15 protein-coding genes are annotated in these 14517 nt (G+C 70.9%); 2 read left to right on the forward strand and 13 right to left on the reverse strand.

Annotation, left to right across the window (positions count from 1 at the left end):
- Nucleotides 1-375: 375 nt before the first annotated feature.
- Together ACGFNI_RS27575 and ACGFNI_RS27580 are read left to right on the forward strand one after the other, a co-directional pair.
- Nucleotides 376-1596 carry a S8 family peptidase gene (locus tag ACGFNI_RS27575; RefSeq protein ID WP_393687360.1) on the forward strand — a complete coding sequence of 407 codons (1221 nt, stop codon included), beginning with the start codon at nt 376-378 and terminating at the stop codon, nt 1594-1596.
- A gap of 271 nt (nt 1597-1867) precedes the next feature.
- Nucleotides 1868-2977: a glycosyltransferase family 2 protein gene (locus ACGFNI_RS27580; protein ID WP_393687361.1), complete on the forward strand. Its 1110-nt coding sequence runs from the start codon at nt 1868-1870 to the stop codon at nt 2975-2977.
- Between the two features lie 86 nt (nt 2978-3063).
- On the opposite strand, the gene ACGFNI_RS27585 is transcribed toward ACGFNI_RS27580, so the two are convergent.
- The 13 genes from ACGFNI_RS27585 to ACGFNI_RS27645 all read right to left on the reverse strand — a co-directional run bounded on the left by ACGFNI_RS27585 (nt 3064) and on the right by ACGFNI_RS27645 (nt 14353).
- Nucleotides 3064-3837, reverse strand: a complete 774-nt coding sequence (locus ACGFNI_RS27585) for a sirohydrochlorin chelatase (RefSeq protein ID WP_393687362.1) — start codon at nt 3835-3837, stop codon at nt 3064-3066.
- A gap of 3 nt (nt 3838-3840) precedes the next feature.
- The gene (locus ACGFNI_RS27590; RefSeq protein WP_393687363.1) at nt 3841-4842 is read right to left on the reverse strand and encodes an ABC transporter permease; all 1002 of its coding nucleotides are present in this window, start codon (nt 4840-4842) and stop codon (nt 3841-3843) included.
- Entirely contained in the window at nt 4829-5659 is an 831-nt protein-coding gene (locus ACGFNI_RS27595; protein WP_393687364.1) for an ABC transporter ATP-binding protein, read from the reverse strand. The genes ACGFNI_RS27590 and ACGFNI_RS27595 overlap by 14 nt, the downstream gene beginning before the upstream one ends.
- A gap of 40 nt (nt 5660-5699) precedes the next feature.
- The gene (locus tag ACGFNI_RS27600) at nt 5700-6809 is read right to left on the reverse strand and encodes an aliphatic sulfonate ABC transporter substrate-binding protein (RefSeq protein ID WP_393687365.1); all 1110 of its coding nucleotides are present in this window, start codon (nt 6807-6809) and stop codon (nt 5700-5702) included.
- Between the two features lie 211 nt (nt 6810-7020).
- On the reverse strand, nt 7021-8364 hold the full coding sequence (locus tag ACGFNI_RS27605; protein WP_393687366.1) for a sulfate adenylyltransferase subunit 1: 1344 nt from the start codon (nt 8362-8364) through the stop codon (nt 7021-7023).
- Nucleotides 8365-8366: 2 nt separating this feature from the next.
- Complete coding sequence (gene cysD, locus ACGFNI_RS27610) at nt 8367-9317, reverse strand: sulfate adenylyltransferase subunit CysD (protein ID WP_393687367.1); 951 nt, start codon at nt 9315-9317, stop codon at nt 8367-8369.
- Between the two features lie 88 nt (nt 9318-9405).
- Nucleotides 9406-9939 (reverse strand): adenylyl-sulfate kinase, encoded by a 534-nt coding sequence (gene cysC / locus ACGFNI_RS27615; RefSeq protein ID WP_393687368.1) that lies wholly within the window; start codon nt 9937-9939, stop codon nt 9406-9408.
- Nucleotides 9940-9989: 50 nt separating this feature from the next.
- On the reverse strand, nt 9990-10679 hold the full coding sequence (locus ACGFNI_RS27620; protein ID WP_393687369.1) for a phosphoadenylyl-sulfate reductase: 690 nt from the start codon (nt 10677-10679) through the stop codon (nt 9990-9992).
- A complete protein-coding gene (locus tag ACGFNI_RS27625; protein WP_393687370.1) occupies nt 10676-10876 on the reverse strand; it encodes a hypothetical protein in 201 nt (66 codons plus the stop codon). The genes ACGFNI_RS27620 and ACGFNI_RS27625 overlap by 4 nt, the downstream gene beginning before the upstream one ends.
- Nucleotides 10873-12570 carry a nitrite/sulfite reductase gene (locus ACGFNI_RS27630; RefSeq protein ID WP_393687371.1) on the reverse strand — a complete coding sequence of 566 codons (1698 nt, stop codon included), beginning with the start codon at nt 12568-12570 and terminating at the stop codon, nt 10873-10875. Before ACGFNI_RS27630 ends, ACGFNI_RS27625 begins: the two co-directional genes overlap by 4 nt.
- Nucleotides 12571-12785: 215 nt before the next feature.
- Nucleotides 12786-12869: a putative leader peptide gene (locus tag ACGFNI_RS27635; protein ID WP_393687393.1), complete on the reverse strand. Its 84-nt coding sequence runs from the start codon at nt 12867-12869 to the stop codon at nt 12786-12788.
- Between the two features lie 98 nt (nt 12870-12967).
- Nucleotides 12968-13609 (reverse strand): GNAT family N-acetyltransferase, encoded by a 642-nt coding sequence (locus ACGFNI_RS27640; RefSeq protein WP_393687372.1) that lies wholly within the window; start codon nt 13607-13609, stop codon nt 12968-12970.
- A gap of 12 nt (nt 13610-13621) precedes the next feature.
- Nucleotides 13622-14353 carry a class F sortase gene (locus ACGFNI_RS27645; RefSeq protein WP_393687373.1) on the reverse strand — a complete coding sequence of 244 codons (732 nt, stop codon included), beginning with the start codon at nt 14351-14353 and terminating at the stop codon, nt 13622-13624.
- Nucleotides 14354-14517 lie beyond the last annotated feature (164 nt).

Below are 14517 nucleotides of genomic sequence, written 5' to 3' on the forward strand. Positions count from 1 at the left end.
GCGCCCGGTCCGTGCAGGTGTGACGGGGCGACGGCCCGGGGAATGCTTTCCATACGAACGGCACACATCTTGCAGTGCGCGAGCTTGTCACACCAACAGAGGCCAGAGGGAGGGGATTCCCGTTCCGTTGCCTTGTATTGCCGCAACGTAAACGGAGTTGAGCACTGAACATTCAACTACCCGCGCCTTATTGACCACTTCAGACCGTTTTCGCCTTTATGCAGGGTTGTTGCTTATCTCACACGGCCCGGCTGGCCTTGAATTGAACTCGTCAATCCGACATGGTTTCGAACCAGCCCGGTGCGGATGTTCCTGTCGAACCGGGCTGTTGCGCAACGCTTTCCCCCCACACCACGAACGAGGAGAACCCTCGCAATGGCTCACAAGCGTTCCAGCAAGAAGCGGCTCGTCACGGCAATAACCGCCGCGGTCGCCGCCACTGGTATCGCCGCCGTCACCGCGGTCACCGCCGGTGCCTCGCCCGCCGCCGAAGGCAAGATCTACGGCGCCGAGGCCAAGGGCGCCGTGAACGGCAGCTACATCGTCATGCTCAAGAAGTCGGTCAGCAGCGCCTCGGTCGGCGCCGCTGAGCACAAGGACCTCGCCTCCAAGTACGGCGGCAAGGTCAAGCGGAACTACACCGCGGCCCTCGACGGCTTCTCGGCGACCGGCCTGAGCGCCGACGAGGCCAAGCGCCTCGCCGCCGACCCGGCCGTCGACAAGGTCGTGCAGAACAAGAAGTTCCACATCGATGCCACCCAGGACAACCCCCCGTCGTGGGGCCTGGACCGCATCGACCAGGCGGACACCGAGGGCGACAAGAAGTACACCTACCCGGACAGCGCGGGTGAGGGTGCCACCGCCTACGTCATCGACACCGGCGTGCGCACCACCCACAAGGACTTCGAGGGCCGCGCCTCCTCCGGCTTCGATGCGGTGGACAACGACGACGACGCCACCGACGGCAACGGCCACGGCACGCACGTCGCCGGGACCATCGCCGGCAAGGCCCACGGCGTCGCCAAGAAGGCCAAGATCGTGGCCGTCCGCGTGCTGGACGACCAGGGTTCCGGCACCACCGAGCAGGTCGTCGCCGGTATTGACTGGGTGACCAAGAACCACAAGGGCCCCTCGGTGGCGAACATGTCGCTCGGCGGCGGCGCCGACGAGGCGCTCGACGCGGCCGTGCAGAAGGCCATCGCCTCCGGCGTGACCTTCGCCGTCGCGGCGGGCAACGAGTCGTCCGACGCCTCGCAGGGCTCGCCGGCGCGGGTGAAGGAGGCCATCACGGTCGCCTCCAGCACCAACAAGGACGAGCAGTCGGACTTCTCCAACTTCGGCAGCATCGTGGACCTTTACGCGCCCGGCTCCGACATCACGTCGGACTGGAACACCGACGACAACGCGACCAATACCATCTCCGGTACGTCCATGGCCACCCCGCACGTCGTGGGTGCCGCCGCGGTCTACCTGGGTGCCCACAAGGACGCCAAGCCGGACGAGGTCGCCAAGGCCCTGACCGACGGCGCCACGCCCGACAAGATCTCGAACCCGAGTGAGGGCACGCCCAACAAGCTGCTGAAGGTCGTCGAGTAATCGGCTCCACCCCCTCAGCGCCACACGCCGGCCGCCGCGCTCGCCCCCACGGGGCGCGGCGGCCGGCGCCGTGCTGTGCCACGACGATCCGCTGCCGCACCGGAGTTATCCACAGGAGGGTTCCTCCGGAAACGGCCAACGCGCAATCCGGCTACGGTCGGTGACATGCACGGAGGACTGCCGTTCATCGGCATCAGCACCATCGTCTACGGCCTGATCGGTCTGGCCACGCTCGTGGCCGGCTCGGTCCGCAGCACAGGGGGAGTTCGGCATGCACACCATCACCGTCATCGTTCCCGCTCACAACGAGGAGGAGGGACTGCCGGCCACGCTGGAATCGCTGGCCGGGCAAACCGTCCCGCCTGACCGCGTCCTCGTGGTGGACGACGCGTCCACGGACCGCACGGGAGAGGTGGCCGCGTCACACGGTGTCACCGTCCTGCGCCCGCCGCGGAATCTCGGCAGCAAGGCCAAGGCGCAGAACTTCGCGCTGCCGCACTGCACCACGGACCTCGTCCTGGCCGTCGACGCGGACACCGTCCTCGCGCCGGACTACATCGAGACCGTCGTACCCGCCTTCGACGACCCGGCCGTCGCCATCGCCGCCGGCACCGTCCGCACCCGCCACACCCGCACGATCTGGGAACGCGGCCGGTCCACCGAGTATCTCTTCGGCTTCCACTGGCACCGACCCATCCAGGCACGCGCCAACAGCCCCATGGTGTGCTCGGGTTGCTGCTCCGTCTTCCGCCGCGACGACCTCGCCGCGTTCGGCGGCTTCCCCGAACGCACCATCGTCGAGGACATGGATTTCACGTGGTCCCAGCAGATCGCGGGACGCAAGGCGGTCTACGTCGCCGACGCGGTGGCGCTGGCCGCCGACCCCGAGGATCTGACCTATCTGCGCAAGCAGGTCTGGCGCTGGATGGCCGGGTTCTGCCAGAACGTACGGCTGCATTTCGGCGGGCTCGTCCGGCACAAGCCGCTGCTGGCGGTCTGGGTGCTGCTCGCCCTGCTGGAGATCGTCACCGCCCCGCTGTGGTGGGCGGCGCCGTTCGTCGCCGCGGCGACGACGGACCGGCCGCTCGCCGTCACCTTCGGCTGGTGGGTGGGAGCGGACCTCCTTCTGACCGCGCCACCGCTCGTCTACGCCGCCCGCCGCCGCGAACTCCCGCTGTCCGGCGTGCTGGTGAACATCCCCTGCGTCTACGCGACGAAGGCCGTCAACCTCGTCTACGCCTGGAAGGCTCTGCTCGTGGAACTGCTGCTGGTCCCGCTCCATCTGGCCCGTGGCCTGACCGTCTACGAAAAGGGCAGGGCCGATACGCCGATGGCCGCCGCACGGGGCGGGGCCGCGGCCCTGGCGGGGGCGGCCGGGTGACGCGGATGCCGGGGAGCGAACGGCCGCCGAGCGGGAACGGCGGTTGTGCCGCGTCGGTACGGACCGGGAGGACGCCCCCGTGCGGTTCAGGCGATGAGCGCGGGCAGCCGCAGCAGGGCGTCTGGGGCGGGTGCCGCCTCGTCGTAACGGCGGAGCAGGAGCCTGGCCAGTTCGGGGGCCGGGCCGAGCACCGGCGCCAGGACGTCGGCACCTGCCTCCCGGGCACCGTGGGCGATGCGGTCGGGGAGGCGGCCGGGGGCGATGACGTACGGCGCGACGGCGACGCGGGCGGCGCCTTCGGCCCGCAGGGCCCGCACGGCGTCCGCCGTGCGGGGCAGAGATGCGGAGGCGAACGCAGGTCGCACGGCACACCAACCAGAGGTGCGCCGCCACTCCCGCGCGGTTTCAGCGATCACTGCGATCGCCTCCGGGTCACTGGAGCCCGCCGCGGCCAGGACGACCCCGGTCGAGCGGCGGTCGCCGGGCCGCAGCCCGGCTTCCTCCAACCGCCGCTCCAGCGCGGCGGTCAGGAGGACGGAAGGGCCGAGCACGTCGGCCTGGTGCACGGTCAGCTGCGGCAGCCGTGAGGTGGCCTCCCGCAACACCGCAGGGATATCGGACTTCGCGTGGAAGGCGCGGGTGAGGAGGAGAGGCAGCGCCACGACGTCCCGCACACCCTCGGCCGACAGCCGCTCCAGCACCCGGGGCACGGTGGGCGCGTTGAAGTCGAGGTAGCCGACCTCGACCCGCAGCCCGGGGCGCAGCGCCCGTACCCGCGCGCAGAGCGCGGAGACGGTCGCCGCGTGCCGCGGGTCGCGGCTGCCGTGGGCGATGACGAGGAGCGTGGGCGATGCGTCCATGGGTCAGCCCTTCACGAGGAGCCCGCGGCTGCGCAGCACCCGCCGCTCGATCGGGGCGAAGATCAGCAATTCGATGCCGATACCGACGATGAGGATCAGCAGGATCGCCGCCAGCACCCAGGACATGTCCTGGAACTCGCGTCCCTGCTCCAGGAGTTGGCCGAGTCCGGTGCCGAGATCGGGCGCGTTGACGATGAGTTCGGCGGCCATCAGGGAACGCCAGGAGAACGCCCAGCCCTGCTTCAGACCGGCGAGGTAGCCGGGCAGCGAGGCGGGCAGCAGAACGTGCCGTACCCCCGCGAGACCCGTCGCACCGAGGGTGCGGCCCGCCCGCAGGTAGAGAGGAGAGATCTGGTCGACTCCGGCCACCAGGCCGTTGGCGATGGACGGGACGGCGCCGAGCAGCACCACCGCGTAGATGGTGGCGTCGCTCAGCCCGAACCAGATGATCGCGGCCGGCACCCAGGCCACCGACGGCAGCGACTGCAGTCCGCTGAGGATCGGGCCGATGGCGGCGCGAACCGCCCTGACCCGGGCGACGACCAGGCCGAGTGCGGTGCCGATGACGACCGATGCCAGGAAGCCGAGCGCGCCGCGCGAGACGCTGGTCCACACGAAGCTCAGCAGGGTGCCCTCGAGCCACTTCTCCTGGAGGGACCGACCGACGTCGACCGGGCTCGGCAGCAGGTAGTGCGGCTTGAGTTCGAAGTGGTAGGCGAGCTGCCACAGCCCCAGCACGATGACGATCGCGATGAGCGGAGGGAAGGCTTTCGATGCGAGGGAACGCAGCCACGGCTGCCGGTCGACGACCGTGGATTCGAGGGCGTCGAGCCCGGCCTCAAGACCGGCGAGGTCTGCCGAGGTGTCCTTGCCCTGCCCGTCGGCGGGCGGGGCCGGGGCAGCCGCGGTCCCGGCGTCCGTGGCGGGCCCGGACGCCGCGGCCCCGGGAGCGCCGTCGGTGGGTGTGCCGTCGGCGGACTGGGCCCTGGTTTCAGTGCTGGCCATGGCGGCGGATCTCCCCACGCAGCTGTTCGGTGATCTCGACGGAAAGGTCCGCGACGGCGGAGTCCTCGATGCGGCGCGGCTGCGGGATGTCGACCTGCCATTCGCGGGCGACCCGGCCGGGGCGCGAGGACAGCAGCACCACCCGCTCGGCGAGCCGTACCGCCTCGCGGACGTTGTGGGTGACGAAGAGGACGGACAGGCCGCCGGTGGTGGAGCCGCCCTCGTTCGACACCCGCCAGATCCGGGTCAGTTCGTCGTGCAGCACGTCACGGGTGATGGCGTCCAGCGCGGCGAACGGCTCGTCCATCAGCAGCAGCCGGCTGTCCTGGGCGAGCGCGCGGGCCATCGCGACCCGCTGGCGCATGCCGCCCGAGAGTTCGTGGATCCGCTTGCCGTACGCGCCCTTGAGCCGGACGAGTTCGAGCAGCCGCTCGGCCTCGTCCCGGCGGTCCGCGCGCGGCACCCCGCGCAGCCGCAGCGCCAGTTCGATGTTGCGGCCTGCCGTCAGCCAGGGGAACAGGGCGTGTTCCTGGAACATCAGCGCCGGCCGGCCGCCCGGCGTCTCGATCGAACCGGCCGAGGGCGCGTCCAGCCCTGCCACGAGATTGAGCAGGGTCGACTTGCCGCAGCCGGACGCCCCCAGGAGGCAGACGAAGGCGCCCGGCGCGACATCGATGCTGATGTCGTCCAGTACGTGCTGTTGCGCGCCGGGACGGCCGAACGACTTCGAGACATGGTCGATGCGAGCGGCGTACGAAGCCGTGGGGCCCGCATCCGGCGCCGCCTGGTGCTGCTTGGTGAGGGTGGTGGTCGTCATCGGTGTCACCTCCTGGGGGTCTGCGGTGCTGGAGCGGGGGCTACTTGCTGCCGAGGCCGGCGTCGTCGACGGCCGGCTTGCCCTCGGCCTTGAGGACCTTGTTCAGCAGCCGCAGGTCGTAGATGCCCTTGAGGTCGGGCTTCTCCAGCAGGCCGGCCTTGACGGCGTGATCCGCCTCCTGCTGGAGCGTGGCGGCCAGCGGGTCATCGGTGACGTCGGTGTTCTTGAACGCCGGGTCGATGATGTCGGCGGGCAGTGCCTTGCCCGAGATCTGCGGGTCGGAGAGCTTGTCGTTCAGCGCCTGCCGCGCCTCGTCCGGGTGCGCGTGGATCCAGGTGTTGGTCTTGACGGAGGCCCGCAGCACGGCCTCCACCGCCTTGGGGTGCTCCTTGAGGAACTTCTGCGAGACGATCATGTTCGTGATGACGAACTTGCCGTCCTTCCACAGCTTCTTCTCGTCCAGCAGCGTCTTGCCCCCGACGCTGACGAGCTTGGCGGCGGTCGGCTCGGGCACCCACGCGGCGTCGATGCTGCCCTGCTGGAACGCGGTCGGCGTCACCTTGTTCTCGGTGCGCTGGACGGTGACGTCGCCCTTGCCGGTGGTGGGGTCGACCCGATAGCCCTTCTCGGCCAGGTAGTTGAGCAGCGCCACGTCCTGGGTGTTGCCCAGCTGCGGGGTCGCGATCGTCTTGCCCTTGAGATCGGCCAGGCTCTTGATCTTCTTGGGGTCGACGACCAGCGAGACGCCGCCGGACGCCGAACCGCCGATGATCTTCAGGCTCTTGCCGTGCGACTTGGTGTACCCGTTGATCGCGGGGGAGGGGCCGATCCAGCCGATGTCGATGGCGCCGGAGTTGAGCGCCTCGATCTCGGCGGGGCCCGCGTTGAAGACGGACGACTGCACCTTCGTGCCGCCCAACTCCTTCTGGAATATCCCCTTTTGCAGGCCGACCAGCGGAGTGGCGTGGGTGGTGTTGCCGAAGAAGCCGATCTTCACATCGTCGAGACCGTCGGTCTTCGGACCCTTGGCGGTCACATCGGCCGCGGAGTCCTTCTTGGCCTCGGAGCCGTAGCCGCAGGCGCTCAGCGCCCCGAGCAGCAGCGGGACGGTGGCGGCGGTCGCCAGAAGGCGGTGTCGGACGGCAGGCACGGGAGGTGTTCCTCTCGTAGGGCCGGGTCAGTACGCGCCCCTTCAGGGCACGCCCGGCGGAGATCTTCGGAAGGGCGGGTTCGGGCACATGAGGTGATGCATCGTCAGCGCACACATCGGCCGACTCCGCCCTGCCCGCTGCCGAGGGCGCCGCTGCCGATGCGGCCCCCCTCCTTCGCGAAGGTCGAGAACACGTCCTGGTGGGTCATCGTCAGAAGTCCCAGCTCTCGTCGTCGGTCGCCGCGGCGGGCGCGGTCTCCGCCGCCGCGTCGGCGAAGGCGGTGCCCGCCATCCCGGCGGTCAGCGTCGTGCCGTCGGAGGGGTCGATGAGCAGGAAGGAGCCGGTGCGGCGGGAGTCGGCGTAGGCGTCCAGGGCCAGCGGCTCGGCGGTGCGCACGACGATCCGGCCGATGTCGTTGGCGGCGAGTTCGCCGGGGGCCGGGTGCTGGGACAGGTCGTCGAGGGTCAGCCGCGACGGGATGTCCTTGACGAGCGCCTTCACGGTGCGGGTGGTGTGCTTGAGCAGCACCCGCTGGCCCACCTTCAGGGGGCGGTCGGCGACGTGGCAGATCGTCGCTTCGATGTCCTGCGAGGTGACCGGTGCGGAGGCGCTGGGGGTGATCAGGTCGCCGCGTGAGATGTCGAGGTCGTCGGTGAGCTGGACGGTCACGGACTGCGGTGCCCAGGCCGCGTCCACGGCCCGGCCGAGCACGTCGAGGGCCTCGATGGTGCTGGTGCGGCCGGAAGGGAGGACGGTGACCCGGTCGCCGACGCGCAGGATGCCGGAGGCGATCTGGCCCGCGTAGCCGCGGTAGTCGGGGTGGGTGGCGGTCTGCGGGCGGATGACGTACTGGACGGGGAAGCGGCCGGGGTCGTGCGAGGGGTCGGTGTGCACCGGCACGGTTTCCAGGTGCTCCAGCACGGTCGGGCCGCCGTACCAGTCCATGTGGGCGGAGGGGGTGACGACGTTGTCGCCGGCCAGCGCCGAGATCGGGATCGCGGTGATCTCCGGCACGCCCAGGGACGCCGCGTAGGAGGTGAACTCCTCGGCGATGGCGGCGAAGGCGGGTTCGGCGTAGTCGACGAGGTCCATTTTGTTGACGGCGAGGACGACGTGCGGGACGCGCAGGAGGGCGGCGACGGCGGCGTGGCGGCGGGTCTGTTCGACGACGCCGTTGCGGGCGTCGACGAGGACGACGGCGAGTTCGGCGGTGGAGGCGCCGGTGACCATGTTGCGGGTGTACTGCACGTGGCCGGGGGTGTCGGCGAGGATGAAGCGGCGGCGGGGGGTGGCGAAGTAGCGGTAGGCGACGTCGATGGTGATGCCCTGCTCGCGTTCGGCGCGCAGGCCGTCGGTGAGCAGTGCCAGGTCGGGCGTTTCCTGGCCGCGGCCGAGTGAGGCGCGCTCCACGGCTTCCAACTGGTCGGTCAGGACCGACTTCGAGTCGTGCAGCAGGCGGCCGACCAGCGTCGATTTGCCGTCGTCGACGGAGCCGGCGGTGGCGAAGCGCAGCAGGGAGGTGGCGGCGGTGTCCAGGGTGGTGGTGTTGCTCATGGTTAGAAGTACCCCTCGCGCTTGCGGTCTTCCATGGCGGCTTCGGACATCTTGTCGTCGGCTCGGGTGGCGCCGCGTTCGGTGAGGCGGGAGGCGGCGATCTCGGTGATGACGGCGTCGATGGTGTCGGCGTCGGAGTCGACGGCGCCGGTGCAGGACATGTCGCCGACGGTGCGGTAGCGGACCTTGCGCCGCTCCAGGGATTCACCGTCCTTGAGGCCGCCCCAGTCGCCGGGGGTGAGCCACATGCCGTTGCGGGAGAAGACCTCGCGCTCGTGGGCGTAGTAGATGGCGGGCAGTTCGATCTTCTCGCGGGCGATGTACTGCCAGACGTCGAGTTCGGTCCAGTTGGAGAGGGGGAAGACGCGGACGTGTTCGCCGGGGGAGTGGCGGCCGTTGTAGAGCTGCCAGAGTTCGGGGCGCTGGCGGCGGGGATCCCAGCCGCCGAATTCGTCGCGCAGGGAGAAGACGCGTTCCTTGGCGCGGGCTTTCTCCTCGTCGCGGCGGCCACCGCCGAAGACCGCGTCGAAGCGGCCCTGCTCGATGCCGTCGAGCAGCGGGACGGTCTGGAGCGGATTGCGCAGGCCGTCGGGGCGTTCGCGCAGTTCGCCGCGGTCGATGAAGTCCTGTACGGCGGCGACGTGCAGCCGCAGTCCGTGCTCGGCGACGACGCGGTCGCGGTAGTCGAGTACTTCGGGGAAGTTGTGGCCGGTGTCGACGTGCAGCAGGGCGAAGGGCACCGGCGCGGGCGCGAACGCCTTCAGCGCCAGGTGCAGCATCAGGATGGAGTCCTTGCCGCCGGAGAAGAGGATCACCGGCCGTTCGAACTCACCCGCCACCTCGCGGAAGATGTGCACCGCCTCGGACTCCAGGGCATCCAGGTGCGACAGCGCGTACGGGCTGCCCTCCCCGGAGCCGCCGCCGGTCTCGTTCAGAACGGTCGCGGTGGTCACGCTGCGCCCCTTTCGTTTGCTTCTGTGCCGGTGCGGCGCACGGCCGCGGTCAGCGCCGCGCTCCGCACGGCGGTCGCAGGTGACTGGCTCACAGCAGTCCCCTCTCGCGGAGCAGCCCGTACAGCGCGGCGGCGGACTCCTGCACGGTCTGGGTGTGCGACTCGATGCGCAGGTCCGGCGATTCGGGCTGCTCGTACGGGTCGTCGACGCCGGTCAGGCCGGAGATCTCGCCCGCCGCCTGCTTCGCGTAGAGGCCCTTGACGTCCCGCTCGGAGCACACCTCGACCGGCGTGGCCACGTGTACCTCCAGGTACGCGCTGCCCTCGGCCTGGTGGCGCTTGCGGACCGCCTCACGCGAGTCCGCGTACGGCGCGATCACCGGCACCAGGGCGGTGACGCCGTGCCGGGCCAGCAGTTCGGAGACGAAGCCGATGCGCTGGACGTTGGTGTGCCGGTCGGCCCGGCTGAAACCGAGGCCGGCCGACAGGAACGTACGGATCTCGTCGCCGTCCAGGACCTCGACCCGCCGGCCCTCGCCGCGCAGCAGCTCGGCCAGGGCGTAGGCGATGGTGGTCTTGCCGGCGCTCGGCAGTCCCGTCAGCCACACGGTGGCGCCGGTCATCGGTATCTCCTGAACATCCGCTGCGTTCCCCGCAGTTGGTCGGTCGGTCATCAGTGCAGCCCGCACTCGGTCTTGTTGCTGCCGGCCCAGCGTCCGGCCCGCGCGTCCTCGCCCGCCAGGACCCGGCGGGTGCAGGGGGCGCAGCCGACGGAGGCGTAGCCGTCCAGCAGCAGGGGATTGGTGAGCACGCCGTGCTCGGCGACGTAGGCGTCCACGTCGGCCTGCGTCCAGCGGGCGATCGGCGAGATCTTCACCTTCTGCCGCTTGGCGTCCCAGCCGACGACCGGGGTGCCCGCCCGGGTCGGTGACTCGTCGCGGCGCAGTCCGGTCGCCCAGGCGTCGTAGCCGGTCAGGCCCTCTTCGAGCGGCTTGACCTTGCGCAGCGCGCAGCACAGGTCCGGGTCGCGGTCGTGCAGCTTCGGCCCGTACTCGGCGTCCTGTTCGGCCACCGTCTGCCGCGGGGTGAGGGTGCGGACGCGGACGTCCATCACCGCGGCGACCGCGTCCCGCGTCCCGATGGTCTCGGGGAAGTGGTAGCCGGTGTCGAGGAACACCACGTCCACGCCGGGAGCGGCCCGCGAGGCGAGGTGCGCGACGACCGCGTCCTCCATGGAGGAGGTGACGCAGAAGCGCGGGCCGAAGGTCTCGGCCGCCCAGCGCAGGATGTCGAGCGGAGCAGCCTCTTCCAGTTCGCGGCCCGCGCGCTCGGCGAGCTGCGGGAGATCGGTCGTGACGCTCACGAGGTACCTCCGTCGGACGGGGATGGCGCGGCGGACAGGCCCTGGGACAGCAGGCCGAGAAACTTCAGCCGGAAGGCGCGGTTGCAGGAGCGGCACTCCCACGCGGCGCCCGTACCGCGCTCCGACGCCACCTCGGAGGGGCGCAGGTCCTCGTCGCCGCAGTACGGGCAGTGGAACGGGGCGGCGCGCTCGGTCACTTGAGCGCACCCTCTTCGGCGCGGGCCACCCACTGGGCGAACCGCTCGCCGTCGCCGCGCTGCTCCTGGAAGGCGGTCAGCAGGCGCTCGACGTAGTCGGGGAGCTCGTCGGCGGTGACCTTCAGGCCGCGCACCTTGCGGCCGAACCCGGCCTCCAGGCCCAGGGCGCCGCCCAGGTGGACCTGGTAGCCCTCGACCTGGTTGCCGTCCTTGTCCAGCACCAGCTGCCCCTTGAGACCGATGTCCGCGACCTGGATACGGGCGCAGGCGTTGGGGCAGCCGTTGAGGTTGATGGTGAGCGGCTCGTCGAACTCCGGCAGCCGGCGCTCCAGTTCGTCGATGAGCGAGGAGCCGCGGCCCTTGGTCTCGACGATCGCCAGCTTGCAGAACTCGATGCCGGTGCAGGCCATCGTGCCGCGCCGGAACGGGGACGGGGTGACCCGCAGGTCCAGCGCTTCGAGACCGGAGACCAGCGAGTCGACCTGCGCCTCCTCGACATCCAGCACGATCATCTTCTGCTCGGTGGTGGTGCGCACCCGGCCCGAGCCGTGGCCTGCGGCCAGTTCGGCGATCTTGGTGAGGGTCGCGCCGTCCACCCGGCCGACGCGGGGGGCGAAGCCGACGTAGTAGCGGCCGTCGTTCTGCCGGTGCACGCCGACGTGGTCGCGCCACTGCTGCTCGGGCTGCGCCGGGGCGGGACCGTCGGCCAGCTTGCGCTTGAGGTACTCGTCCTCCAGCACCTGCCGGAACTTCTCCGGGCCCCAGTCGGCGACCAGGAACTTCAGCCGGGCGCGGGTGCGCAGCCGCCGGTAACCGTAGTCGCGGAAGATCGAGATGACGCCTTCGTGGACGTCGGCGGCGTCCTCGGCGCTGACCCAGGCGCCCAGCCGCACCCCGAGCTTCGGGTTGGTGGAGAGCCCGCCGCCGACCCAGATGTCGAAGCCGGGGCCCAGCTCCGGGTGCACCACGCCGACCAGCGAGATGTCGTTGATCTCGTGCGCGACGTCCAGCAGCGGCGAGCCGGAGACCGCGGTCTTGAACTTGCGCGGGAGGTTGGAGAAGGCGGGGTTGCCGACGATCCGGCGGTGGATCTCCTCGATGACCGGGGTGCCGTCGATGATCTCGTCTTCGGCGATGCCGGCGACCGGCGAGCCGAGGATGGCGCGCGGGGTGTCGCCGCATGCCTCGGTGGTGGACAGGCCCACCGCTTCCAGGCGCTGCCAGATCACCGGCATGTCCTCGATGCGGATCCAGTGGAACTGGACGTTCTGCCGGTCGGTGATGTCGGCGGTGCCGCGCGCGAACTCCTGGGAGATCTCGCCGATCACCCGCAGCTGATCGGTGGTCAGCCGGCCGCCGTCGATGCGCACCCGCAGCATGAAGAACTCGTCGTCCAGCTCCTCCGGCTCCAGGACGGCGGTCTTGCCGCCGTCGATCCCGGGCTTGCGCTGGGTGTACAGACCCCACCAACGCATCCGGCCACGCAGGTCGTTGGGGTCGATCGAGTCGAATCCCCGCTGCGCGTAGATCGTCTCAATGCGTGTCCGCACATTGAGACCGTCGTCGTCCTTCTTGAACTGCTCGTTGCCGTTGAGCGGCGTGAAGTGACCAACGGCCCACTGGCCCTCGCCGCGGTGGCGTCCGGCCTTGCGGCGGGTCGTGGCAGCTGCGGGTCGATCCGGGGTGGCGGCCATGGGAGTACGTCCTTCTGGGCGGCTCAGGGTGTGCGGGCTTGACGGGATGCACCCGCTGACGACCTGTGCAGGCACACCGAAGGGCGGCGCGTGGCGACGCGTCGTGGGTGAGGTGCGAGGTCAGGGGTGTCGGCGCGTCCGCGGCGATGGGGACGGCGTGGGATGCGGTGGTGCCGGCGGTGCTGCCGGGGCTTCGGCCCCAGGTCAGTGCAGCGTCAGCGCGCCGAACAGATGGCGCTGGACAGGCGGCCGAGGTCGACGTGCCGCCGGCTCACCAAGGCAATTCCAGCTCGAGACATGACGGAAGCGTGTCACGCCGTTCTTGGGGCAGTCCACCATTATCCATTATGTGGACATCATGGTCCCGTATTGCGAGACGATGTGGTGCCGGTCACGTTTACGTCTGTGTTGTCGCCCCCGTGGTCTGCGGGGCCGGTACGGCCTTCGGTCCCTGGCCGGGCGCGGTGTCGCCGGCTCCCGGCCACGGACCGGGGGTGGCCGCCGCCGGCTCCTCGCTCACCTCGGTGTCGTACAGCCGGAAACCGCGCCGCTCGTAGTTGCTCATCGCGTACCGGCCGTCCTTGCTGCACGTGTGCAGCCACACCCGCCGCACCGGCTCCCAGCCCGAACGCCGGTCCGCCAGGTCCCACGCGCGCGCCGTCCCGTACGAGAGGAGGTGGCCGCCGATCCCGCGCCCCCGGAAGGCCGGGATCAACCCGAAATAGGCGATCTCCGTGACGCCGTCGGGTCGCCCCTCCAACTCGATGAAACCGGCCGGCGTCCCGTCCTCGTACGCCACCCACGTCTCCACACCGGGCCGCGCCAGGTACTCCGTCCACTGCGCGTACGACCACCCCAGCCGGTCGGTCCACAGGATGTCGCCGCCCACGGCCGAATAGAGGAACCGGCTGAATTCGGGCGACGGCCGTGCGGCGCGCACCATGCGGACACCCTGTCCGGCCGGTGGACACGCGGCGGGTATCAGATCGGTGGGCGCGGTCTGTTCGAGGTACCAGGTGGTGACGGTGACGGTGCTCATGGCGGCAGCCAATCACGCGCCCCGGAGCGCCGGAAGGGCAGCCCGGTCCCGCTCGCCCTCGTCGCCCGGTACGTCCTGGACGGTCTTGGCCAGCCGCGCGAAGACGACGACGTTGCCCGTGTACCCGGCGCCGGCGGAGTAGCCGCCGCCGCAGGTCAGCACCCGTAGCTCCGGCCGGCCCCGGCTCCCGTACACCGTCGCGGCGGGGAAGTCCTTCTTGTCGAAGACCTGCACGCCGTAGACCTCGAAGACCGCGGTCCTGCCGTCCTTGCGGGCCACCCGGACGGTGCTCCCCTTCTTCAGGGAGCCGAGGCGGTAGAAGACCGCGGGGCCGCTGAAGTCGTCGACGTGACCGACGACGACGGCGGTGCCCCGCTCGCCCGGCGTCGGCGCGTCCCGGTACCAGCCGGTGAGACCGGGGCTGCCGGGCGGCGGCGCCTCGATCCAGCCGTCCGCGTCGAGCCCGAGCGGCACGACCGGCGCGGACACTCTCAGATCGGGGATGACCACCCGCGACGGGGCGGAGCGCGGCAGCGGCCCCGCGCCACCGGGCGGACGGTCCGCGGGGGACAGGGACGTGGCGGCGGAGCCCGGCTGCGGAGGGCCGTCCGCCAGTCCGCCGCGCAGCATGGCGATGCCGGTGAGCCCGATCAGCGCGATCACGCCCCACCGGGGGCGGCGCACGGGCGGCGGGTCGGGGCGCGGTGCCTCCGGGCGGCCCAGGGGATGTCCTGGCGGGCTCATCGCTCTCCTCCCGCGGGGCGCGCACGGCCCGCAGTCGGCACGCTAGGCATGCCGGCCGGCCGCGGCGAGACCTGCGGGCCGATCGGGTGGCGCGCCGTCGCACGGGCCGCGAGGCGACCGTCCCGGTCGGCGCTGAGCGGCGTCAGCGCCCCGGCGGGTACGGG

Source organism: Streptomyces sp. NPDC048644 (genome assembly GCF_043199105.1).
Classification (GTDB): Bacteria; Actinomycetota; Actinomycetes; order Streptomycetales; family Streptomycetaceae; genus Streptomyces.